This window comes from Arenibaculum sp., from assembly GCF_035998295.1.
Classification (GTDB): Bacteria; Pseudomonadota; Alphaproteobacteria; order Azospirillales; family Azospirillaceae; genus DASYHS01.
Genome location: NZ_DASYHS010000175.1, coordinates 1 through 21,569, shown reverse-complemented (window position 1 = coordinate 21,569; position 21,569 = coordinate 1). Strand labels below are relative to the sequence as shown.

Here is a 21,569-nt window from a genome sequence, read left to right as displayed (position 1 = left end):
TGGGCTATGCGGTAGGCTTCTACCACATGTGGTGCATGGCCGCACGCGGCGGAACTGTCCCCTGGAAGGCGCGCCGGCACGGCCGAAGCCGCCTACAGCGCATTCCCTGGATAGAAAGTCAATATGGCTAGATTGGGGCGTCAGGGTCATGGCGTCCGGTCGAGGCGAGCGTAAACGGGTTGAGAATCTCCTCTCCCGCACCAGCGGGAGAGGAGATGTTCGCGTGTGCGAATGACGGAACCGCGGGCGCCCTGCCCTGTTGGCCTTTTTTCCACACGAAGGAGAGGGCCATGCCCAGAACGCCGAACGCACCGCTCGTCGCCGCGGCGGCCATCCTCGCCGCCCCCCTCGCCCTGGCCGCGGCGGCCCCCGCATCAGCGCAGACGGTTCCGGACGAGACGCCCGCGGGGATCACGGCCCCCGACGAGGCCGGCCGGTCGCTGCCTTCGCCGGGATTGACCGAGGACCGGGACGTCCTGCCCGAGCGGGACGACCTGCGTGGCCTGGACCAGCAGATCACGGTCGGGCCGGTCGGGGACGAGTCGGTCCTGCCGGGCGGCGACGAGGACGTGCTGCGCGGCGCCGGCGTCGGCCTGCGCGAGAACGAGACCGCCATCGGCGAGGTCGAGCCGCGGCCGGGCGCCGGCCTGGGCGAGCGCGACCACACGATCCTGAACCAGGACATGGGGATCGAGGACGACGACGGGCTGTAAGGGCGACCAGCTCACCGCTCCGGCGGCATGAGCCCGGGCAGCAACCGACTTCATGGACGACCCAATGCCGGGGCGCCCGGACCATCGCGCCGGGCCTCCCCGGCCTCTTGCTTCCGGCAATCGACCAAGTCCATCCCGGATCGCCTGGCGCACCAAACGGTCATGGTCGTCGGCGAAATCGCGCGACCAGCCGATGACGCCTCGGCGATAGCAGGATCGGACGTCCTCCTCCCGTTCGGGAGTGAACTCAAAGGCCAGCGCGCCGCCTCGGGGACAACATCTCGGCGCCCTTCGCCTTCATCTCGTCGAAATACGAATCGAGCTCGTCGAGCGATACGGTGCGGACACGGTCCTCGCGCACGGAACGCCGCGCCGCGGCGCCGTGGTCGCGTGCCGGTGGAAGGCAAAAAAGCTTCAGCCCGCACCCAGGTACTGCCGTTACGATCGACGCCCCGTCCCGGCCGGACGGGGTTCTTTTCGATCACGGCGGATTCCATGAACAGCAGGGCCATACTCGAACTGGGACTGGCGGTCGCCGCCGCGTCGTTCCTCGCAGCCGGCGGCCCGGCCGCCGCGGGCGATGCGGCCGGCCCGGTCGCCGCCGTCGTGGACGAGGCCGTCCTGCCCCTGATGCGGGAGCACGAGGTTCCCGGAATGGCGGTCGCGGTCACCATCGACGGGCGGCGCCATTTCATGAACTACGGGGTCGCGTCGAGGGAGACGAACGGCCCGGTCACGGAGGACACGCTGTTCGAGCTGGGCTCGATCAGCAAGACCTTCACCGGCATGCTCGCCTCCTACGCGCAGGTGCTGGGCAAGATGTCGCTGGACGACAATCCCGGCAGGTACATGCCGGAGTTGCGGGGCAGCGCGGTCGACCGGGCGCGCCTGATCGATCTCGGCACCTACACCGCCGGCGGACTGCCGCTGCAGTTTCCGGACGGGGTCCGGACCCACGGCCGGATGGTCGCCTATTTCCGGCAATGGAGGCCGGAGGCCGCGCCGGGCGAGACGCGCCGGTACTCCAACCCGAGCATCGGCCTTCTCGGCCACGTCACCGGGCTGGCACTGGGCGGCAGCTTCGAAGAGGCGCTGGAGGGGGAGCTGCTGGCGAAGCTGGGCCTCGGCCACACCCATGTCCGCGTGCCGACCGAGAAGATGGGGGACTATGCCTGGGGCTACAGGGCGGATAGGCCGGTCCGGGTGAGCCCGGGCATGTTCGACGCGCAGGCCTACGGCGTGAAGTCCTCGGCGGCGGACATGATCCGGTTCGTCGAGGCGAACATCCGGCCGGACACGCTCGACGATACGATCCGGCGCGCCGTGGAGGGGACGCATGTCGGGTATTTCAGCGTCGGCGGCATGGTGCAGGGCCTCGGCTGGGAGCAGTATCCCTATCCGGTCACGCTGGAACGGCTGCTTGCCGGCAATTCCCGGACCATGGCCATGGAAGCCAATGCGGCGGCGGCGGTGATCCCGCCACGCGCGGCGGCCGGAGCGACGCTGTACAACAAGACCGGCTCCACCAACGGCTTCGGCGCCTACGTGGCCTTCGTCCCGGAAAGGAGGATCGGCATCGTCATGCTGGCGAACAGGAACGTCCCGATCCCCGCCCGCATCGAGGCGGCGCACGCGATCCTGGAGACGCTCGCCGCACGGGCGGAGTGAGCCGCGGGATGGAGGAACCGGCCGTCGACATCACGCGCTACCGGGACGCCCTCCTCCAGGCGTTTCCCGAGCTACGGGACGCCCGCCTCCGGCCGGTCGGCATGGGGTGGCACTCGCTGGCGATCGATGCCGACCGGCCGGCTGATCTGCAAGTTCCCGCGCGGCGACGAGGCGGAACGGGCGCTGCGCCGCGAGGCGAGGATCCTGGCGGCGGTGCGCCCGCACCTCTCGATGCCGGTCCCGGACCTGGAACTGGTCGAGGGGCCGATGCCGTTCTCCCGGCATACCAAGATCAGGGGCGAACACCTCCTCGGCGCGCAGTACGGGCGGTTGCCGGCGGCGGCGCGCGACCGGCTGGCCGAGGACCTCGCGCTGTTCTACGCCCAGCTCCACGACCTCGACCCCGCCGCCATGCGGGATGCGGGTGCCGTCGCGATCCTTGCCTGGCAGTCGCCGGAGGACGTCCGCTCGAAGGCCCTGCCGCTGGTGCCGGCCGAGCATCGGCGGCTGTGCGAGAGGACGGTCGACGCCTACGAGGCCATGGGCCCGGACCCGCTGGGGACGACCTACGGCTTCTTCGACGGCCATGGCTGGAACATGGCGTTCGACCACGAGCGCCAGCGCATCGGGGGCGTCTACGACTTCGCCGATTCCGGCTTCGGCCCGCTGCACCAGGACTTCGCGTACCCGGCGTTCATCTCGCTGGAGCTGACGCGCGGGATCGCGGAGCGCTATGCGCGCATGACCGGAAAGCCGGTCGAGCGCGAGCGGATCGGCGTGCTGGTCGGTATGCACAGGCTGTCCGAGCTTGCCGAGCTTGCCGGAGACCCCCGCCACGTCGACGCGATGCGCGAGAGCGTCGTCGCCTGGGCCGCCGGTCGCGGCGCCGCGTAGCCTTCGCGCGGGCGTGCGCGACGCGGCCGGGCGCCTCTCACGCCTCCGGCAGGTGCGGGGCGAGGCGGCCGCCGATGCGGACCGGCTCGGCCCGCACGCCGAGGCCGGTACGGTCGTCGGTGCGCACGAAGACGCCGCACACCGTCGCCTCGTTCTCGGCCGGGGTCATGCGCTCGGTCGGCAGCTTGCGCACGAAGCGGGCGATCGAGACCTCCTTCTTCATGCCGATGACGCTGTCGTAGTCGCCGCACATGCCGGCATCGGACTGGTAGGCGGTGCCGCCGGGCAGGATCTGGAGGTCGGCGGTCGGCACGTGGCTGTGGGTGCCGACGACGAGGCTCGCGCGGCCGTCGCAGAAATGGCCCATCGCCATCTTCTCGCTGGTCGCCTCGGCATGGACGTCGACGATCACCGCGTCGACACCGTTTCCGGCTCCCGCGCCGGCGCCGAGCCGGACCTGGCGCAGCACGTGCCCGACCGCGGCGAAGGGGTCGTCGAGCGGGTCCATGAACAGCCGGCCCATCACGTTCGCGACCAGCACGCGCCGCCCGCGCGGCGCCTGGAACACGGCGGCGCCGCGGCCCGGCGTGCCCTCGGGGAAGTTCAGCGGCCGCAGGATGCGCGTCTCGCGGTCGATGGCGCCGACCAGCTCCTTCTGGTCCCAGACGTGGTTGCCGGTCGTGATGCAGTCGACGCCGGCGTCGAAGAAGTCGCGGGCGATCTTCTCGGTGATGCCGAAGCCGCCGGCCGCGTTCTCGCCGTTGACGACGACGAAGTCGGTCGCGAGGCGGCGCCGCAGCTCGGGAAGATGGGCCAGCACCGCGTCGCGGCCGGCACGCCCGACGACGTCGCCGAGGAAGAGCAGGTTCATGCCTGTGGTCCCGTGTGCAGGGCGAAGCGGTCGGTGACGATCCAGTCCAGCTTCTGGTCGTAGCGGTCGCGCGGCACCGCGTCCATCTCCTGCGCGGCCATGGCGACGCCGACGGCGAGCACGGGGTGCGCGGCCCGCAGCGCCGCCAGCGTCCGGTCGTAGTAGCCGGCGCCGTAGCCGAGCCGGTAGCCCGCCCGGTCGAAGGCCAGCAGCGGGACGAGCAGCACGGACGGCGTCACCCAGGGCTCCTCCGGGGCGGGCACCATGATGCCGTACTCCGCCTCGACCATCGCGGTGCCGGGACGCCACGCCCGGAAGCGCAGCGGCCGGCCCCTGCCCTCGCCGACCGGCAGGGCGCAGACATGGCCGGCATCGCAGAAGTGGCGCAGAAGCGGCAGGACGTCCAGCTCGGAGCCAATCGGCCAGTAGCCGGAGACGACCGCGCCCGCGGGGACGGGCACCCCGGAGAGGACCCGCTCCATCACGGACCGGGCCGCGCCGGGCGCATCGGCGGCCGCCAGATCGCGCCGGCGGCGCGCTTCGGCGCGCGCGGCCCGCTTCTCGGCCGGAACGTCGGTCGCCGGAACGTCGGTCATGGCATGCCGGAGGCTGGAAGAAGAGAGGGTGGAAGGCGCCGCCTCGGCCGATGGCGTGTGCGTATCCTCTGTGGCCTGCACAATGCAGGTGGGCGCCATGTACCGGGACCACGGCCCCGGCAGGGACAGCTCCCTAGAGGATTGGAATCGGCCCCAGGGATATAGCAGCCTGTCGCACCAGACAGCGACCTTCCGATCCCAAATCTAGGCACGCTCGAGGCGCGCTGCAATATCTTCTATGCGCCGTGCGATGCCGTCGACCGCGGCGGCCACCGCGGTGTCGGCCGAACCGCCCGCGGGGAGCCGGCCTTCGGCGCCGTTCAGTTGACCTTCGGCGCCATTCAGTTGGCCTTCGGCCAGGGCATCGTACTCCGCCTTCAGGTCGAAGAGCTGGTCGGTGACCACCAGGGCGGCCATGGCCAGGAGCTGCGCCTCGCCGGCCGCCGCGGCGCCGCTGCCGCGCGCGACCTCGCGCAGCTTGGCGTCCAGGTAGCGGGCGATCTCGAGCAGCCGGGGCTCCTGCCCGTCCTCGCAGGCGACCGTATAGACACGGCCGTTCAGCGTGATGTCGACACGCGCCATTTGCGGTTTCAGTCCTCCAAGACGGTCTGCAGGCGGCCGATCGCCGCTTCCAGGCGCCGCGCCGCGTCGTCCGCGGCGTTCCGCGCCGACGATTCGGCGGTGCGCGCCGTTTCGAGCGCCGCGACGAGTTCCCCGCGCTCCGCCTCGGCGCGCGCCTCGCGGGCGCGGATGGCCGCGTCCAGGCGGGAAAGCGCCGCGTCCAGGCGGCCGAGCGCGATTTCGACGGAGGATCTCTGCATCATCGGCGGGCGGCGGCCCCGGAACTGCGGCACGGGAAGAACGGCGAACGGCCGACATTACGGGCGGGCGGCGCGGCGCGTCAACCGCGGTCGCGTAGGCGGCAAGGCGAGGATTTGCGGGCGGTCTGCCCTCACCCTCCCGGCCGTCGGCCGGGCCCCTCCCTCTCCCGTTGCACGGGAGAGGGGATGTTCGCGCGTCGGCGCAGGTTTGCGACTTCGGCTTCTCCTGCCGAATACTGCGCGACTCATGTGTTGACGCGCTGCCGGTGGGGCGGCATGGTGCGCCCGTTTCGAGCCCGGCCCCGCCTGCGGCGGTCGGCCCGCGGCCCCATGCCCAGCACCGGTCCAGGAAACCCGTCACCATGACGACGACGCCCGCCGCCCCCGAGGCGGCCACCCACGAACAACTCGCCAATGCGATCCGCGTCCTCGCCATGGATGCCGTGGAGGCCGCCAAGTCCGGCCATCCCGGAATGCCCATGGGCATGGCCGACGTGGCGACCGTCCTGTTCGGCCGGTTCCTGAAGTTCGACCCCGCCGACCCGACCTGGCCGGACCGCGACCGGTTCGTGCTGTCGGCCGGCCACGGCTCCATGCTGCTGTACTCGATCCTGCACCTGACCGGCCACCCGGCCATGACGATGGACGAGCTGCGCCGGTTCCGCCAGCTCGGCAGCCTGACGCCCGGCCATCCCGAGGTGATGCAGAGCCACGGCATCGAGACCACGACCGGCCCGCTCGGCCAGGGCCTCGCGACGGCGGTCGGCATTGCGCTGGCCGAGCGCATCCTGAACGCCCGCTTCGGCGACGACCTCGTCGACCACTACACCTACGTGATCGCCAGCGACGGCGACCTGATGGAAGGCATCAGCCACGAGGCGGCGTCGCTGGCCGGCCATCTCGGCCTCGGCAAGCTGATCGTGCTGTGGGACGACAACGAGATCTCGATCGACGGGCCGACCGAGCTCAGCTTCACCGACGACACGCTGGCCCGCTTCCGCGCCTATGGCTGGGACGTGCGCGAGGTCGACGGCCACAACCCGCAGCAGATCGCGATGGCGGTCGACTACGCGCGCACCACCGACGCGCCGTCGCTGATCTCGTGCAAGACCATCATCGGCTACGGCGCCCCCAACAAGGGCGGGACCCATCACTGCCACGGCGCGCCGCTCGGCTCCGAGGAGATCGCGGCCACCCGCGCCAAGCTCGGCTGGAGCCATGAGCCCTTCGTGATCCCGGAGACGGTGGAGCAGGCGTGGCGCGGCTTCGGCCGGCGGGGCGCCGACGCCCGCGCGCAGTGGGCCGACCGCCTGGACGCCTGCGAGCCGGCGCTGCGCGACGCGTTCCGGGCCGCGGCCGAGGGCCGCCTGCCCGAGGGCTTCGCGGCGGCGATCGACGAGTTCAAGCGCAAGATCTCGGCCGAGACGCCGAAGCTCGCGACCCGCGTCGCGTCGGGCAACGTGCTCGACGTGCTGGTCCCGCTGGTGCCGCAGATCGTCGGCGGGTCGGCCGACCTGTCGCCGTCCAACAACACGCGCGTCAAGAACACCGCCGTCGTCCAGCGCACCGGCTATGGCGGGCGCTACATCCACTACGGCGTGCGCGAGCACGCGATGGCGGCGGCGATGAACGGCCTGGCGCTGCATGGCGGCATCATCCCCTATGGCGGCACCTTCCTGCAGTTCAGCGACTACTGCCGGCCGGCGATCCGCCTGTCGGCGCTGATGCGCCAGCGCGTCGTCTACGTGATGACCCATGACAGCATCGGCCTGGGCGAGGACGGCCCGACCCACCAGCCGGTCGAGCACGTCGCGGCACTGCGCGCGATCCCGAACCTGCTGGTGTTCCGCCCCGCCGACGCGGTCGAGACCGCGGAATGCTGGCAGATCGCGCTGGAGACGGCGGACCGGCCGAGCCTGCTGGCCCTGACGCGCCAGAACGTGCCGACGGTGCGCACCGAACACGCGCGGGAGAACCTGTCGGCGCGCGGCGCCTACGTGCTGCGGCCGGCCGAGGGCGGGCGCAAGGTCACCCTGTTCGCGACCGGCTCGGAAGTGTCGATCGCGGTCGAGGCGCGCCGCCTGCTCCAGGAGCGCGGCATCGGCGCCGCGGTCGTCTCGATGCCGAGCTGGGAGCTGTTCGAGCAGCAGGATGCCGCCTATCGGGCCGAGGTGATCGGCGAGGGCACGCTGCGCGTCGGCATCGAGGCGCTGGTACGGCTGGGCTGGGATCGCTACATCGGGTCGGACGGCATCTTCGTGGGCATGAAGGGGTTCGGCGAGTCCGCTCCCTATCAGGAGCTTTACGAGCATTTCGGCATTACCGCGGACGCGGTCGTGGCCGCCGTCGCCGCTCGGTTGTAATTCGGGGCGACACACGACGAGACGAGCATGGGCGGGCGGCACGGCCCCCCGCCCGGAACGGACCAAGGAGGATAGGATGGCTGTCAAGGTTGCGATCAACGGGTTCGGGCGCATCGGCCGGCTGGTGCTGCGCGCCATCTACGAGTCCGGGCGCACCGACGTGGAGGTGGTCGCGATCAACGACCTCGCCGACGTGAACACCAACGCCCATCTGCTGAAATACGACAGCGTGCACGGCCGGTTCCCGGGCACGGTCGAGGCGGGCGACGGCGTGCTGGTCGTCAACGGCCACGCGATCAAGGTCGTCCAGCAGCGCGACCCGACGCAGCTGCCCTGGGGCGAGCTCGGCGTCGAGATCGCGATGGAGTGCTCGGGCATCTTCACCAAGCGCGACGACGCGGCCAAGCACCTCGCGGCGGGCGCGAAGAAGGTGCTGATCTCGGCCCCGGCGACGGACGAGGACATCACCGTCGTCTACGGCGTCAACCACGACAAGCTGACGCCGGAGCACAAGATCGTCTCCAACGCGTCCTGCACCACCAACTGCCTCGCCCCGGTCGCCTTCGTGCTGCACAACGCGCTCGGGATCGAGAAGGGCTTCATGACCACGATCCACAGCTACACCGGCGACCAGCGGATCGTGGACACGATGCACAAGGACCTGCACCGCGCCCGCGCCGCGGCGCTGAACATGATCCCGACCACGACGGGTGCCGCCAAGGCGGTGGGCAAGGTGCTGCCGGAGCTGAAGGGCAAGCTCGACGGGACCTCGATCCGCGTGCCGAGCCCGAACGTCTCGGTCGTCGACTTCAAGTTCGTCGCCAAGCGCGCCACCACGGTCCAGGAGGTCAACGACGCAATCCGCGCCGCCGCCGAGGGCCCGCTGAAGGGCGTGCTCGGCGTCTATGACGAGCCGCTGGTGTCGACCGACTTCAACCACGACCCCCTTTCCTCGATCTTCGCGCTCGAGGAGACGAAGGTGGTCGAGGGCACGCTCGTGCGCATCCTGACCTGGTACGACAACGAGTGGGGCTTCTCCAACCGCATGAGCGACACCGCCGTCGCCCTGGCGAAGGTCGGCTGAGGAACGGGAAGCGGCCGCGCCCGGTGACGGGGGCGGCCGCAATCTGCCGGCAGGAGGGAAAGCCGGCACCGCGCGAAACTTGGGTTACCCTTTTCGTGCAGGACTGGTTACCATCGCACTCGGCGACGACCTGCCGAGACGATCATGCCCAAAGGCCAGCAACCGCACTGGAACCCGGTGCGGATATCCATCCAGCGCGCTCCCCGGGCTGCGGAGGTGTACTGGATCGGAATGTTCGACGACTCCGTCGAGCCCGAGTTCACCGGCTATCATCCCGGCGTACTGATAAGAGGATGCCCGGATTTGGACGAAAAGACGGCCTGCGTCTCCTTCGTCCCCCTCACCAGCACCAAACCACGCGTCGCCAAGCCCTACCATCATCCGTTGGCGATCAACCCGAACCCGGTGTCGGATGTCCCGGTCTGGGCCGTCTGCAATCATATCTATACGGTCCGGATCCATAGGCTGGAACGATACTACGACGGCCGGCGGCTGGTCGTACCCAAGCTCCCCGCAGCGAAGATGCTGGGCGTCGCGAGGGCGATCGCATCAGGCTGCGCGGTGGTCGAGGGGTATGTGAGGAACGAGGTTGCCCGGAGGGAGGCCGAGATGCGCACAGCTCTCCAAGCAGAGTATGACGAGCGCTTCGAGAGCGAGGTGGAGGCCCGCGCCACCAGGGAGCTGGATCGGTTGACCGCACCGCCGCTCTCTCCGGCAGGGGAGGCTTGACCGACCATCGCCGGAAGATTAGATAAGGAATTGCGGCTACGGTCGCCTATTCCCGCAAGGGAATCACATAGCTTCGCGAAAAGCGTCATGGGGAGGGTCCGCAAGGAGCCCTCCCCATCAGTTTTCGGGCTGGCCGAGACCAGTGCGGCGTGGCATGGGACCTGGAAGCGCTGCGGCCCGAGCGGCCGCGAACCGTTATAGCGCGCCTGGCGGAAGGCCAATCAGGTATCGGTCCATGAGGTCCCAGAACCAGCCGCACGCCAGCAGGTTGGTCTCGCGCCGCCCGTCGTCCTCCAGGGCGTTGCCGGCGGGTTCGAACAACGCCGCGCAGAACTGGCCGTCGTCGTGGCTGCTCCGGTAGAGGATGCCGTCGGGGCGTTCGGGATGAGCGTACAGGGCGGCCGACCACTCTTGAGGCAGGTCGTAGGGCAGGATCGAACAGACCGCGCTGGTGGCGCCGAGCCGGGCCAGGCCCGTGTCGGCCATCTCCACCAGTCGGATCTCCCGCGTTGCGACCAGCCGGGACAGGGCGCGGGTCTCGACGAGGTCCATGGAGATCAGGGTGGCGCCGGGCGTGCGCAGGAAAGTCTCGGCGAAGCTGGCCTCGAGGCTGAGCCCGGCATAGCAGACGCCGTAGGAGCCTTGCGGCGCGTTCCAGCGATAGTCCCTGGTGCGGTTGAAGAACACCGGGCCATGCCGGGCGTCGTGGAAGCGCGGCAGGGTCTCGCCGACGGAAACGGTTCGGACAGGCAGCGTCCGGCCGGCCAGATCCGCCGGCGGCCGCGGCAACGGATCGGGAGGGGCCGCGATCGGAGCATGAGGTGGCACGGGCGGCTATGCGCCCTGCTCGCCCATCAGCCGAGCGGCATGGACCACCGCATCGACCTTGCCCTCGCGCAGCAGATCAATCGGCCGGCGCCGGCCGAGCCGCGGCTCCGGGTTCACGAGGTAATTGAGGCGTACCCAGGGGTTCTTGTCCGGCAGGGCACGCAGCACCGCGCGCAGGCCCGGCACGACCGAACCGTCTCCCTGGAACTGCACGGTCGGGTAACGTCGGCTTCCCTTGAGACCATCGACCGCCAGCAGGGCATCCTGGGCGACCTTCTTGGCGACCGCCTGACGGGAGATGTTGCCCATCAGCATCCGTACCTGGTCCATTTCATAGGCGCCGCCGCTGGCCCGAAGGTCGTTCTCGGCGATCTCGCGGCCGCGCAGGATCGCCCGTGCCCGCGCATCCGGCGCATAGGCATCGGCGCGCAGCGCCGACCGGGCAGTCTCCGTCTCCGCACGTTCCGCGGCGCCAGACGGGCCGATACTCTCCAGCGTCTCGCTCAGGATGCCCTTGGCATCGATGTGCGCCTTCCTGACGATCTCCCTGGCCCTTGCGGTCCGGGGGACCACGGCAAAATCGACATCCGCCGCGTATGCCGGGGACCGGGGTTCGCCCCCGGGCGTGTCGACAATGGCAACCTTGACGCCTTTCAGGGCTCCAGACCGGACGCCGTAACCATGCCCGCTTCGCTTTTCCTTATGATGCTCCTTCCCGAATGCGGCCATGATCGTTCCTCCAGTCCCTGGCAGCCAACATAGCCGTCAACGTCAACTTTGACAACCACGGCACCGGTTTGGAGGTTCCGAGCGAGTCACGTCCGGTTGAACATCCCCTCTCCCGCTGCACGGAAGAGGGGATGTCCGCGCCGGCCTCAATACGCGTCGGTCGGCGTGAAGTCGCGGGAGCCCAGGAAGTGCGGGCGCAGCTCGCGCGGGCCGAAGGCCCGCAGGGGCGTGTTCTCGACGCTGTTGTAGACGACGAACACGTTGGAGCGCGGGAACGGCGAGATGTTGCCGTTCGAGCCGTGCATCAGGTTGCAGTCGAAGAAGATCACCGATCCCGCCGGGCCGGTCGGCGTCTCGATCCCGCCGCGCTCGGCCAGGAGGCGCAGGCTTGCGTCGTCCGGCACGCCGTATTCCTGGGCGCGCAGCGACTCCTTGTAGTGCTGGTCCGGCGTCTCGCCGACGCACTGCACATAGGTGCGGTGCGATTCCGGGATCACCATCAGCGGGCCGTTGAAGACGGTGTTCTCGGTCAGCGCGATCGCGCAGGAGAGCATCCGCATGTTCGGCACGCCGTCCTCGACGTGCCAGGTCTCGAAGTCGGAGTGCCAGTAGAACTCCTTGCCCCGGAAACCCGGCTTGTAGTTGATGCGCGACTGATGGATGTAGACGGCGCTGCCGAGGATCTGGCGGGCACGGCCGGCGAAGCGCGGGTCGGCGATCAGGCGGCGCAGGACCGCGCTGGTCTCGTGGATGCGGAAGATCGAGCGGATCTCGTCGCTGCGCGGCTCGCGGATCACCTCGTCCGTGCGGTCGTCGGCATGGGACCGCCACAGGCGGTCCAGCTCCTCCTTGACCGAGGCGACCTCGTCGGCGCCGATGAAGCCCGGCATCCACAGGTAGCCGTTGCGCTCGAAGAAGGCGAGCTCGTCCGCACTCAGCGGCCCCTCCCCCGCCTTGCCCCACACGACGGGGTCCCGGCGCTCCATCGTGCCGGGCTCGGGGGACTTGCGCGACGGGTAGAGGTCCTGGGTCACCACCGGCCCGTTCATGCCGCCTCCTCTTCGTCGGTCAGCAGCGGGTAGACGCCGGATGCGTCGTGGTCCTCCCGGCCGGTCAGCGGCGGGTTGAAGACGCAGATCAGGCGCAGCTCCTTCGTCGCGCGCAGCTTGTGCTTCTCGTGGCCGTTGAGCGCGTACATCGTGCCGTCCCGGATCTGGAACGTCTCCCCGGTCTCGATCAGCTCGATCTCGCCCTCGCCGGAGACGCAGTACACCGCCTCCAGATGGTTGGCGTAGTGGATGTAGGTCTCGGTCCCGGCATGGATCAGCGTGTCGTGGAACGAGAAGCCCATCTTGTCCCGGCTCAGCAGCAGGCGGCGGCTGGTCCAGGTCCCGGTGGCGGCCTTCACTTCGGCCTCGGTGCCGAGGATGTCCTCGGCGAGATTGCGGACGATCATGGCGTGGTCTCTGTCTTCTTGTTCAGATTATCAGGCGGCCGTCCGGACCGGGCCGGCGGCCACGGTCGCGAAGGCTTCCTCGAGGATGGCGAGGCCCTGGCGCAGCTCCTCGTCGGAGATGGTCAGCGGGCACAGGCATTTCACCACCTCGCCGTCGGGGCCCGAGGTCTCCAGGACCAGGCCGCGGCGGAACGCCTCGGTGCAGATCGCGCGCGCGGCCTCGCCGGAGTTCAGCGCGATGCCCTGCATCAGCCCGCGGCCGCGCAGCTCCGGCGCCAGCCCGCCGGCCATGCCGGCGATCCGCGCGAAGCCGGCGCGCACCGTCTCGGCCTTGCGGGCGACCTCCTTCTCCAGGCCGTCGTCCTCCCAGAAGCGCAGCGCCTCGGTTCCGGTCACGAAGGCGTGGTTGTTGCCGCGGAACGTGCCGTTGTGCTCGCCGGGCGCGAAGCGGTCGTATTCCGGCTTGACCAGGGTCAGCGACATCGGCAGCCCGTAGCCCGACAGCGACTTCGACAGGCAGACGATGTCCGGGTCGAGGCCGGCCGGCTCGAAGCTGAAGAAGGTGCCGGTGCGCCCGCAGCCGGCCTGCACGTCGTCGACGATCAGCAGCATCTCCCAGCGCCGGCAGATGTCCTGCAGGCGGCGCAGCCACGCCATCGAGGCCGCGTTGATGCCGCCCTCGCCCTGGACCGTCTCGACGATGCAGGCGGCCGGCAGGTCGAGGCCGGACCCGCCGTCCTCCAGCGTCTGCGCGAAATAGGCCAGCGTGTCGAAATCCTCGCCCATGTAGCCGTCATAGGGCATGAAGAACGTGTCGTTCAGCGGCAGGCCGGCGCCGTCGCGCTTGAACGCGTTGCCGGTCACGGCCAGGGAGCCCAGCGTCATGCCGTGGAAGGCGTTGGTGAAGCTCACGACCTTCTTGCGGCCGGTGACCTTGCGCGCGAGCTTGAGCGCGCTCTCCACGGTGTTGGTGCCGGTCGGGCCGGGGAACAGCATCTTGTGCGCCATGCCGCGCGGCGCCAGCACGACCCTGTGGAACCGCTCGATGAACGCCGCCTTGGCCTCGGTCGCCATGTCCAGGCTGTGGGCGATGCCGTCGCCGGCGACGTAGTCCAGCAGGCGCCGCTTCATGCCCTCGTCGTTGTGGCCGTAGTTGAGCGCACCCGCCCCGGCGAAGAAGTCGATGTAGCTGCGCCCCGACCGCCCGACGAGGCGGGAGCCCTTGGCCGAGACGAACATCTCCGGGAAGGCGCGGACATAGCTGCGGACGTTGGATTCGTGCCGTTCGAAGGTTTCCACGGGTGGTTTCCTCATTGTTGTCGGGGCAGCAGCGGGCCGATGCGGAACAGCCGCTCGGCCTCGTGCCCGCCGGTCGGGAAGGCATGGGACGGGAACAGGTCGCTCACCGCGCATCGGGCCGCGCGGCTGCGCGCGAAGCCGCGGAACAGCGCCTCCGAGGCCTCGTTGGACGGGGTGACGGTCGCCTCGAGGTAGCGGATCGCGCCCGGCGAGCGGCGGACCAGGGCGTCGAGCATGCGCCGGCCCAGGCCGCGGCCGCGCATCGCCGCGGCGACGCCGACCTGCCAGACGAAGACGGTGTCGGCCTGGCGCGGGGGAGAGAACCCCATCACGAAGCCGGCGAGGCGGCCGTCGGCCGCCGCGACGACGCTGGTGTCGGCGAACCAGTTGCCCATCATCAGGTACGCATAGGGGGAGTTCAGGTCGAGCACGCCGGTCTCGCCGACCAGCCGCCAGATGTCGGCGCCGTCCCCGAACGTCGCGTTCCTGAGCGACAGCCCGTCGCAGGCTTCGCTCCAAAGCACGCCCGAAGGCGGGCCGGAAGCGTCGGGATGGCGCGCGGGGCGCATCATGGAACTCACAGACATCGGTCCAGTCATTGGCAGTTCGAATCAATGGTCGAAAATGGATGTCTCCTCGGAAGACAATTCATCCCGGCAACAGGAAGGCACCCACACCCCCGGAACCAACCGGAAGAGCTGCCTCGTCAGGAGACGCCCGACAATATGTGCGATCGGGCGCCCAGGTTGCATCCAGAGATACACCATGGATCTTGAATGTCAACCCTGAACGCCACCTGCCGGCACCAGACAAATTAAAATCACTATCGATTTCTCTACCCATTTAATCTCGATGTATTTCTCAAATCAACACAGGATCTATACTTCAATACACTACAATTTGAACTTGGATGCATTTTTCGATTGCCACAGCCGTTTCAATGTGCATGATCTACTCGGGAATGCACATCGGATACCCCTCCGAATAAATCACGCAGAAAAACGCCGGGCGTGCCTCGCCCCGTCTGCCGCCCGGCTTCAGACGCGACAAGCAAAGGGAGGATCTTTTTTCCGTCATGGATGGATACATAACGATCGTTTGCCGGGTCGCCGACGCCTACCAGGTGGAGATCATCGGACTGCCGGCCTGCACCGTGCGCGCGCCGACGGTCGACGACGCGCTCCACGAGGCGCAGAGGGCGCTGTACCGCTGGGTCGCGGCCGGCAACGACCTGCCCGCGCCGCGTCCGGCGCACGACGTCATCGCCGAGGCGCGCCGGCGCTCCGCGGTCGCCGGCGCCTGCCTGCGCGAACGCGCCGCCATGGGACGTGGAAAGTAGGCAGGCGCGGCCGGGGCCGTGCCCGCAGCCGCCTAGTCGAGGCCGGGCACGGCCCCCGCCAGCGCCTGCACTTCCTTCATGCCCTTCAGCTCGGACAGGCCGACCGGCAGCTCGAAGCCGAGCTTGCCGCCGGCCCGGGCGATCTTCACGGCCGAGAACGGCACCGGGATGCGCCCGGTGTCCTTGGCGTCGGTGGCGACGATCGCCGCGACGACCCGCCCGCCCGGAAGCACGACGAGGTTCTCCACGGTGCCGATCGTCTTGCCGTCCGGCCCCTTCACCTCGGCGCCCAGCATGTCCTTGACCAGGAGCTTGTCCTTGGCGCTGGACGCGAGCGCGTCGACGGCGCTGGACGCGAGCGCGTCGACGGCGCTGCCGGCGGCCGACGCGATGTCGCCGGTGCCCTGGGCCGCGGCGGGCAGCGCGTGCAATGCTGCGAGGAGGACGAGGCAGGATCGGGAGATGGTGCGCATGCGGCCCTCGTGAGGAGGAGTTCTTCCAGCCTCAATACCGGGGCGCGCCGTTTCGTTCCGAGGGCGCCGCGCCGGGCCTTTCAAGCCTGCCGATCCGCACGCCGGGCGGCGGGCGGATCGTGGTGCGGTCCGACCGGCCCGGCCAACCCGCCCTCGAGCCGAAGCCTGCGCCGAGGGATGGGGGACATCAGCGGCGCCGGCCGGCCAGCACGATCCCGGCCGCGATCAGCGCGACGCCGGCGCCGTGGTACCAGCGCAGGCTCTCGCCCAGGAAGGCGATCGCCATCAAGGTGCCGAAGACCGGCATCAGGTGGACCGACAGGCCGGTCCGGTTGGCGCCGATCAGCTCGACCGTGCGGTTGAAGCAGAAATAGGCGAGGACGGACGGGAACACCGCGACATAGGCGACGGCGCCGAACGCCGCCGGCGTCGCCGGCATGACCCGGCCCGACGCCATCTCCCAGGCCAGGAGCGGCAGCAGCATCACGGCCCCGAGCCCGAAGGTCCCCGCCAGCAGGCTGAGCGGATGGACCACGGGCCGGCGGCGCAGCAGCGCCGTGTAGAGCGCGTAGCTGACCACCGCCGCCAGTATCCACAGGTCGCCGCGGTTGAAGGCGAGCCCGGCCAGCGTGCCCCAGTCGCCGCGCGCGACGATCACCCCGACCCCCGAGAGCGAGACCAGGATGCCCAGCCCCTGCAGCGGGCCGACCCGCTCGCCGAACAGCAGGAAGCTGGCGGCAACGATCGCGATCGGCATCGTCGACTGCATCATCACCGCGTTCAGCGCGGTGGTGTCCTGGAGGCCGATATAGACGAAGGTGTTGAACCCCGCGATGCCCGCCGCGGACAGCACCAGCACCGTCGGCCACCGGCGCACGAACTCGCGCAGGTCGCGGCGCAGATGCGGCCAGGCGAAGGGCAGCACGATCAGGCAGCCGACGGTCCAGCGCCAGAAGGCGAGCCCGACCGGCGGGATCTCCCCGGCCACCGCCCGGCCGAGCACGAAGTTGCCCGACCAGAACAGCGGGGCCATGAAGAACAGCAGCCACGGCGCGTCGTAGAGGCGGCGCCAGGAGAACGGTCGGGAGGAACTGTCGGGATCGGGCATCGTCGCGCCTTCGTGGGAGGACGCACGTAAGCCGACCCGCCGCGGGCGGTCAAGCCCGGACGCCCGCGGGACCAGGGAGATTCCGCTTAATCTCGGCCGCCCCGGACGCCATTATGCGCCGGTGCGCACCAAGCCCCCTCGAACCGCATCCCCGCCGTCCGCGCCATGAGCGAGATCAGGACCGACCGGGCGATCCGCGTCCACGCCCTCGACGAGGCCCGCGCCGCGGCGGCGGCGGCGGCGGCACTCGGCATGCCCCTGCTGATCGTCAGCGGCCGCGGAGCCGGGCGCTATGCCGGCGCCGGCTGGTTCCGGGCACTGGTCGAGCGGCTGCGCGCGGAGTTCCCCGGGCTGAGCGTGACCGCGGTGCTGGACTGCGCCGACAGCCCGGGTGCCGCCCTCGCCGCGCTGCGCGAGGGGGTCGGCGACGTCGCCCTCGACGGGCCGCCGGACGTCGTCGGGCGCGTCGCCGGCATCGCCGCAGCGCTGGGTGCGCGGATACATCCGCCGGTCGAGAGCGCCTTCGAGATCGCCTCCGAGATCGCCTCCGGAGGCGCGTCCGGGACCGCCTCGGGGCCCGAAGGGCGGAGCGATGCCGTCCGGGCGTGCCGCGAATGGCTGCTGGGTAGTACGGAAGTTCGGCCGCCCGACATTGCAAACCGGGACATTACGGGCTATTGAGGGCGCCATTTCCGCACCATGCAGAACGGGAAAAGGGAACCATGAAGCTGACTCGCCGCGTCAAGGAGATCCTCTCCAACTACGAGAGCGACAACCCCGGCACGAAGGCCAACCTGGCCCGGATACTGATGGAAGGACGCCTGGGCGGCACGGGCAAGATGATCATCCTGCCGGTCGACCAGGGCTTCGAGCACGGGCCGGCGCGCAGCTTCGCCGCGAACCCCGCCGGCTACGACCCGAAATACCACCCGCAGCTCGTCGTCGACGCCGGCCTCAACGCCTATGCCGCCCCGCTCGGCATGATGGAGGCGGCGGCCGACGTGACCGCGGGCCAGATCCCGACCATCTTGAAGATGAACAGCGCGAACAGCCTGTCGCGCACCAAGGAAGGCGCGGACCAGGCCGTCACCGCCAATGTCCGCGACGCGATCCGGCTCGGCTGCTCGGCGATCGGCTTCACGATCTACCCGTCCTCCGACGCGATGTACGAGCAGTACGAGGAGATCCGGGACCTGAGCGAGGAGGCGAAGGAATACGGCCTCGCGACGGTGATCTGGTCCTACCCGCGCGGCGGCAGCCTGTCCAAGGAAGGCGAGCTGGCGGTCGACATCATCGCCTATGCGGCGCACATGGCGGCCCTGCTCGGCGCCCACATCATCAAGGTGAAGCTGCCGACCGACCATCTCGAGAACGGCGAGGCGAAGAAGGTCTACCAGCAGAAGGAGATCCCGATCTCGACGCTGGCGGACCGCGTGCGCCACGTGATGGAGGCCTCCTTCAACGGGCGGCGCATCGTCGTGTTCTCGGGCGGGGCGGCCAAGGGCGTCGATTCCGTGGTCGAGGACGCCCGCGCGATCCGCGACGGCGGCGGCAACGGCTCGATCATCGGGCGCAACAGCTTCCAGCGCCCGCGCGAGGACGCGCTCCAGCTCCTCGACACGCTGGTCAAGGTCTACCAGGGCAAGGCGTAAGCATCTTGGCCGACTGCCGCCTCTACCTCGTGACGCCGCCGGCCTTCGAGCCGGCGGCGTTCGCCGACAGCCTGGCCCGGGCGCTGGACGGGGGCGACGTCGCCTGCGTCCAGCTCCGGCTGAAGGATGCGGACGACGACGCGATCCGCCGCGCGACCGAGGCCCTGCGCCCCGTCGCCCAGGAGCGCGGCGTCGCCTTCCTGATGAACGACCGCCCCGACTTGGCGGCCGAGCTGGGCTGCGACGGGGTCCATGTCGGCCAGGAGGACACGCCCTACCGCGACGCCCGGCGCATCGTCGGCGCGAACGCCGTCGTCGGGGTGTCGTGCAACGACAGCCGGCACCTCGCGATGACGGCCGCCGAGGCGGGGGCGGACTACGTCGCCTTCGGCCCCTTCTTCCCCAGCCCGACCAAGCAGAACCCCGGCTTCCTCGCGGAGCCGGAGCTGATCGCGTGGTGGTCGGAGCTGATGGAGGTGCCCTCGGTCGCGATCGGCGGCATCACGCCGGAGAACTGCGGCGTGCTGGTGCGGGCCGGCGCCGATTTCCTCGCCGTCGTTTCGGCGGTGTGGGACCACGCCGAGGGCCCGGACGCCGGCGTGCGGGCCTTCGTGCGGGCGATCGAGGAAGCCGGGGCCTGATCCGCGCCGGCGAGACGCCTCCCTGCCTTCGGCCGGTGACGCGTCAGCGGCATTCGCCGACCGAATCCTTCGCGCAGCTGCGCCCGTCGGTCCAGGTGGCGTCGTCGAAACCGCTGTAGGTCAGTTCGGCGCGCGCAAGGTCGGCTCCCGAGAGGTTCGCTCCGCTCAGGTCCGCGGATCGGATCTGGGCGTCGGTAAGGTCCGCGCCGGACAGGTCGGCGCCGGACAGGTTGGCGCGGCTCAGGTTGGCGCCGGACAGCCGCGCGTTCGAGAGATCGGCGCCCGAGAGGTTCGCATGGTAGAAATCGGCCCCCCGAAGGTCGGCACCGGCGAGGTTCGCGTTGGACAGATCCGCACCGGCCAGATCGGCTTCCGTCAGAGCCTGACCGGACAGGTCCCCTCCCGCGCAGTCCACGCGAGGGCGTATCTCGCAGCTTTGCCCTGGCTGGGCCGATGCGGGCACGGAGCATGCAACGGCAAGAAAGGCCATGGTCCCAAGAATCGTCAGGCGCATCTTCGTCCTCTATATCGGCCGGGCCGGCGCGGCGGTGCTGGGCACCGGCAGGCCGCTACCTGCCGGTCGCCTCGACCAGGAGGCGCATCGCGCGATCCTGGATCCCCTGCATGCCCCTTCCCTCCTTCGCGAGTGCGTCGTAGGTCGCCTCGGGCAGATAGAGCGTGACCGGGTAGTGGATGCCTGCGGCCGCCTGGCGTTCCTCCCGCGGACCACCGCCGACCACGGCGAGCGCGACGCCAGCGGCCACCAGGGCCGGAATCACGACAGGCGGTGTCATCCCAGGCATCGTCATTGCTCCTCTCGTCGTCGGGTACCGGACCGTTCGATCACCTGCTGCGGAGTATCGACCAACTCACCGCCAGCAGATTTATTTTTTGCCTCACACCAGGGACCAAACTTTTTCAATGACTTCATATGCGTACTCCTGGCGCATCAAACAAGTGCCCGAAAGAAAACCTCACCGAATACTACGTCCGCAGCCATAGGCGCGGCGGCCAGAACCGGCTGCCCGTTCCGGACGCTGGGGACGGGAATGGCCGCCGAACGGCCTTACCGCCCCGCCTCGCGAGCCGCATCCCGGAACGTCGCCATCCGGCCGCGCTCCTCGTCCCACAGAGCGAAACGCCAGGCCCGCAGCCCCTCGCGCAAGGACAATGTCGGCACCTCGCGCAGTGCCGCAATCCTCTCGTGGCACTCCTGGAGCCGGTAGTTCGGCACGCGCGGGTTCAGGTGATGCACGTGGTGGAAGCCGATGTTGCCGGTGAACCATTGCAGCACCGCGGGCAGGCGCAGGCAGGTCGAGCCCTCCAGGGCCGCGGCGGTCGCGCTCCACGTGCCGTGACGCAGCCATCGCGTGTTCTCGGCGCGGTGCTGGACCGAAAACAGCCAGACGCCGGCGATCGAGGCCAGAACCATGACCGGCAGCTGGACCTGGGCGACGCGACCGAAGCCCAGGATCAGCCCGGCGGCGGCGATCAGGGCGACCAGCGCCAGATTGGTCAAAAGGACGGCAAGCCGTTCGCGCCGCCACTCCGGCGGCATGTCGAACGGAAACCGGTAGAGCACCAGGAAGACGAGCGGCGGCAGGACCAGGTTGGCGACGAGCGGATGCCGGGTCGTACGGTAGCACCAGCGCTCGGCCGGCTTCAGCGCCCGGTATTCGGCAACGGTGAGGCAGGAGGAATAGATGTCGGCGCCGCTCTGCCGACGATCGAGGTCGTTCCAGATGCCGTGATGGCCGGCGTGCTGCCGGCGCCAGGACGCGTAAGGCGCCAGCGTCAGAAGGCTGCACAGGAGCCCGACGGCGTCGTTCGCGCGGCGCGAGCGGAAGAACGCGAGATGCCCGCAGTCGTGCTGGATGATGAAGATGCGCACCAGGAAGCCGGCGGCCAGCGGCGCGAGCGCGAGCGCCACCCACCAGGACACCTCCAGCAGGGCGTACATCGCCCCGCAGGTGGCGAAGAAGCCGCCGAACGAGGTCGCGATCTGGAGCAGGCTTTTGCGCCGCGTGGGGGATTGGAACCGCGCCACCTCGCCGCGGAGATCCGTCCGTCCGGCCGCCGGGGCCCCTTCATCCACACTTGCCATCGGTTTCAACGCACTTTCCCGGTTCGTCCCTGCCGATAACGGATAGCGTGGCTTCTTCGTGCCATTCGACCCGGAACCCCATCCGGAGGCGATGCCGCGCGACCGAGGCCCTGCGCCCCGTCGCCCAGGAACGCGGCGTCGCCTTCCTGATGAACGACCGCCCCGACCTGGCGGCCGAGCTGGGCTGCGACGGGGTCCATG

26 protein-coding genes and 1 other RNA gene are annotated in these 21,569 nt (G+C 69.8%); 11 read left to right on the top strand and 16 right to left on the bottom strand.

From position 1 onward, the window contains the following. Positions 1–290 precede the first annotated feature (290 nt). The 3 genes from VGO20_RS17655 to VGO20_RS17645 all read left to right on the top strand — a co-directional run bounded on the left by VGO20_RS17655 (position 291) and on the right by VGO20_RS17645 (position 3,275). A complete protein-coding gene (locus VGO20_RS17655) occupies positions 291–713 on the top strand; it encodes a hypothetical protein (protein ID WP_327503684.1) in 423 nt (140 codons plus the stop codon). Positions 714–1,208: 495 nt separating this feature from the next. Next, positions 1,209–2,381 (top strand): class C beta-lactamase, encoded by a 1,173-nt coding sequence (ampC, locus tag VGO20_RS17650; RefSeq protein WP_327503683.1) that lies wholly within the window; start codon positions 1,209–1,211, stop codon positions 2,379–2,381. Positions 2,382–2,507: 126 nt separating this feature from the next. Further along, on the top strand, positions 2,508–3,275 hold the full coding sequence (locus tag VGO20_RS17645) for a phosphotransferase family protein (RefSeq protein WP_327503682.1): 768 nt from the start codon (positions 2,508–2,510) through the stop codon (positions 3,273–3,275). Between the two features lie 37 nt (positions 3,276–3,312). On the opposite strand, the gene VGO20_RS17640 is transcribed toward VGO20_RS17645, so the two are convergent. The 5 genes from VGO20_RS17640 to VGO20_RS17620 all read right to left on the bottom strand — a co-directional run bounded on the left by VGO20_RS17640 (position 3,313) and on the right by VGO20_RS17620 (position 5,566). Further along, on the bottom strand, positions 3,313–4,146 hold the full coding sequence (locus tag VGO20_RS17640) for a TIGR00282 family metallophosphoesterase (protein WP_327503681.1): 834 nt from the start codon (positions 4,144–4,146) through the stop codon (positions 3,313–3,315). Next, complete coding sequence (locus VGO20_RS17635; RefSeq protein WP_327503680.1) at positions 4,143–4,742, bottom strand: 5-formyltetrahydrofolate cyclo-ligase; 600 nt, start codon at positions 4,740–4,742, stop codon at positions 4,143–4,145. Before VGO20_RS17635 ends, VGO20_RS17640 begins: the two co-directional genes overlap by 4 nt. Before the next feature lie 31 nt (positions 4,743–4,773). Then, a non-coding RNA gene (ssrS, locus tag VGO20_RS17630) (6S RNA) lies at positions 4,774–4,933 on the bottom strand. A 13-nt stretch (positions 4,934–4,946) separates the two neighbouring features. Further along, positions 4,947–5,324 carry a cell division protein ZapA gene (locus VGO20_RS17625; RefSeq protein WP_327503679.1) on the bottom strand — a complete coding sequence of 126 codons (378 nt, stop codon included), beginning with the start codon at positions 5,322–5,324 and terminating at the stop codon, positions 4,947–4,949. An 8-nt stretch (positions 5,325–5,332) separates the two neighbouring features. After that, entirely contained in the window at positions 5,333–5,566 is a 234-nt protein-coding gene (locus tag VGO20_RS17620) for a hypothetical protein (RefSeq protein WP_327503678.1), read from the bottom strand. Positions 5,567–5,925: 359 nt separating this feature from the next. Here VGO20_RS17620 and tkt point away from each other — a divergent pair, with 359 nt between their 5' ends. The 3 genes from tkt (at position 5,926) to VGO20_RS17605 (ending at position 9,739) form a co-directional block, all read left to right on the top strand. After that, positions 5,926–7,926 carry a transketolase gene (tkt, locus tag VGO20_RS17615; protein ID WP_327503677.1) on the top strand — a complete coding sequence of 667 codons (2,001 nt, stop codon included), beginning with the start codon at positions 5,926–5,928 and terminating at the stop codon, positions 7,924–7,926. A 76-nt stretch (positions 7,927–8,002) separates the two neighbouring features. After that, positions 8,003–9,010, top strand: coding sequence for a type I glyceraldehyde-3-phosphate dehydrogenase (gene gap, locus VGO20_RS17610; RefSeq protein ID WP_327503676.1), 1,008 nt, complete (start codon positions 8,003–8,005; stop codon positions 9,008–9,010). Between the two features lie 144 nt (positions 9,011–9,154). After that, positions 9,155–9,739: a type II toxin-antitoxin system PemK/MazF family toxin gene (locus tag VGO20_RS17605; protein ID WP_327503675.1), complete on the top strand. Its 585-nt coding sequence runs from the start codon at positions 9,155–9,157 to the stop codon at positions 9,737–9,739. Between the two features lie 195 nt (positions 9,740–9,934). Here the strand turns inward: VGO20_RS17605 and VGO20_RS17600 are convergent, their stop codons facing one another. The 6 genes from VGO20_RS17600 to ectA all read right to left on the bottom strand — a co-directional run bounded on the left by VGO20_RS17600 (position 9,935) and on the right by ectA (position 14,638). Then, positions 9,935–10,567, bottom strand: a complete 633-nt coding sequence (locus VGO20_RS17600; protein WP_327503674.1) for an RES family NAD+ phosphorylase — start codon at positions 10,565–10,567, stop codon at positions 9,935–9,937. A gap of 6 nt (positions 10,568–10,573) precedes the next feature. Further along, complete coding sequence (locus VGO20_RS17595) at positions 10,574–11,296, bottom strand: hypothetical protein (RefSeq protein ID WP_327503673.1); 723 nt, start codon at positions 11,294–11,296, stop codon at positions 10,574–10,576. Between the two features lie 146 nt (positions 11,297–11,442). After that, positions 11,443–12,345 (bottom strand): ectoine hydroxylase, encoded by a 903-nt coding sequence (gene thpD, locus VGO20_RS17590; RefSeq protein WP_327503672.1) that lies wholly within the window; start codon positions 12,343–12,345, stop codon positions 11,443–11,445. After that, a complete protein-coding gene (locus tag VGO20_RS17585) occupies positions 12,342–12,752 on the bottom strand; it encodes an ectoine synthase (RefSeq protein ID WP_327503671.1) in 411 nt (136 codons plus the stop codon). Before VGO20_RS17585 ends, thpD begins: the two co-directional genes overlap by 4 nt. A gap of 30 nt (positions 12,753–12,782) precedes the next feature. Beyond that, positions 12,783–14,051 carry a diaminobutyrate--2-oxoglutarate transaminase gene (ectB, locus tag VGO20_RS17580; RefSeq protein ID WP_327503670.1) on the bottom strand — a complete coding sequence of 423 codons (1,269 nt, stop codon included), beginning with the start codon at positions 14,049–14,051 and terminating at the stop codon, positions 12,783–12,785. Positions 14,052–14,062: 11 nt separating this feature from the next. Beyond that, entirely contained in the window at positions 14,063–14,638 is a 576-nt protein-coding gene (gene ectA, locus VGO20_RS17575) for a diaminobutyrate acetyltransferase (protein WP_327503669.1), read from the bottom strand. A gap of 488 nt (positions 14,639–15,126) precedes the next feature. Here ectA and VGO20_RS17570 point away from each other — a divergent pair, with 488 nt between their 5' ends. Further along, positions 15,127–15,390: a type II toxin-antitoxin system HicB family antitoxin gene (locus VGO20_RS17570; protein ID WP_327503668.1), complete on the top strand. Its 264-nt coding sequence runs from the start codon at positions 15,127–15,129 to the stop codon at positions 15,388–15,390. A 32-nt stretch (positions 15,391–15,422) separates the two neighbouring features. Here the strand turns inward: VGO20_RS17570 and VGO20_RS17565 are convergent, their stop codons facing one another. Then, positions 15,423–15,863, bottom strand: coding sequence for a PRC-barrel domain-containing protein (locus tag VGO20_RS17565; RefSeq protein ID WP_327503667.1), 441 nt, complete (start codon positions 15,861–15,863; stop codon positions 15,423–15,425). A gap of 187 nt (positions 15,864–16,050) precedes the next feature. Next, positions 16,051–16,971 (bottom strand): DMT family transporter, encoded by a 921-nt coding sequence (locus VGO20_RS17560; RefSeq protein ID WP_327503666.1) that lies wholly within the window; start codon positions 16,969–16,971, stop codon positions 16,051–16,053. Positions 16,972–17,136: 165 nt separating this feature from the next. Between VGO20_RS17560 and VGO20_RS17555 the strand changes: the two genes are divergently transcribed. From VGO20_RS17555 to thiE, 3 genes are read left to right on the top strand one after another with little or no spacing between them, the layout of a single operon-like run. Continuing rightward, positions 17,137–17,652 carry a hypothetical protein gene (locus VGO20_RS17555; protein WP_327503665.1) on the top strand — a complete coding sequence of 172 codons (516 nt, stop codon included), beginning with the start codon at positions 17,137–17,139 and terminating at the stop codon, positions 17,650–17,652. A 41-nt stretch (positions 17,653–17,693) separates the two neighbouring features. Beyond that, a complete protein-coding gene (locus VGO20_RS17550) occupies positions 17,694–18,623 on the top strand; it encodes a class I fructose-bisphosphate aldolase (RefSeq protein WP_327503664.1) in 930 nt (309 codons plus the stop codon). 5 nt (positions 18,624–18,628) lie between these two features. Continuing rightward, positions 18,629–19,264 carry a thiamine phosphate synthase gene (thiE, locus tag VGO20_RS17545; RefSeq protein ID WP_327503663.1) on the top strand — a complete coding sequence of 212 codons (636 nt, stop codon included), beginning with the start codon at positions 18,629–18,631 and terminating at the stop codon, positions 19,262–19,264. A gap of 43 nt (positions 19,265–19,307) precedes the next feature. Here thiE and VGO20_RS17540 read toward each other — a convergent pair whose 3' ends face one another. The 3 genes from VGO20_RS17540 to VGO20_RS17530 form a co-directional block, all read right to left on the bottom strand. Continuing rightward, positions 19,308–19,778, bottom strand: coding sequence for a pentapeptide repeat-containing protein (locus VGO20_RS17540; protein ID WP_327503662.1), 471 nt, complete (start codon positions 19,776–19,778; stop codon positions 19,308–19,310). A gap of 55 nt (positions 19,779–19,833) precedes the next feature. Next, a complete protein-coding gene (locus VGO20_RS17535; RefSeq protein ID WP_327503661.1) occupies positions 19,834–20,058 on the bottom strand; it encodes a hypothetical protein in 225 nt (74 codons plus the stop codon). Between the two features lie 272 nt (positions 20,059–20,330). Continuing rightward, on the bottom strand, positions 20,331–21,368 hold the full coding sequence (locus VGO20_RS17530; protein ID WP_327503660.1) for a fatty acid desaturase: 1,038 nt from the start codon (positions 21,366–21,368) through the stop codon (positions 20,331–20,333). Between the two features lie 47 nt (positions 21,369–21,415). Here VGO20_RS17530 and VGO20_RS17525 point away from each other — a divergent pair. Beyond that, on the top strand, positions 21,416–21,569 hold a 154-nt coding region (locus VGO20_RS17525), incomplete at its 3' end, for a thiamine phosphate synthase (RefSeq protein WP_473964859.1).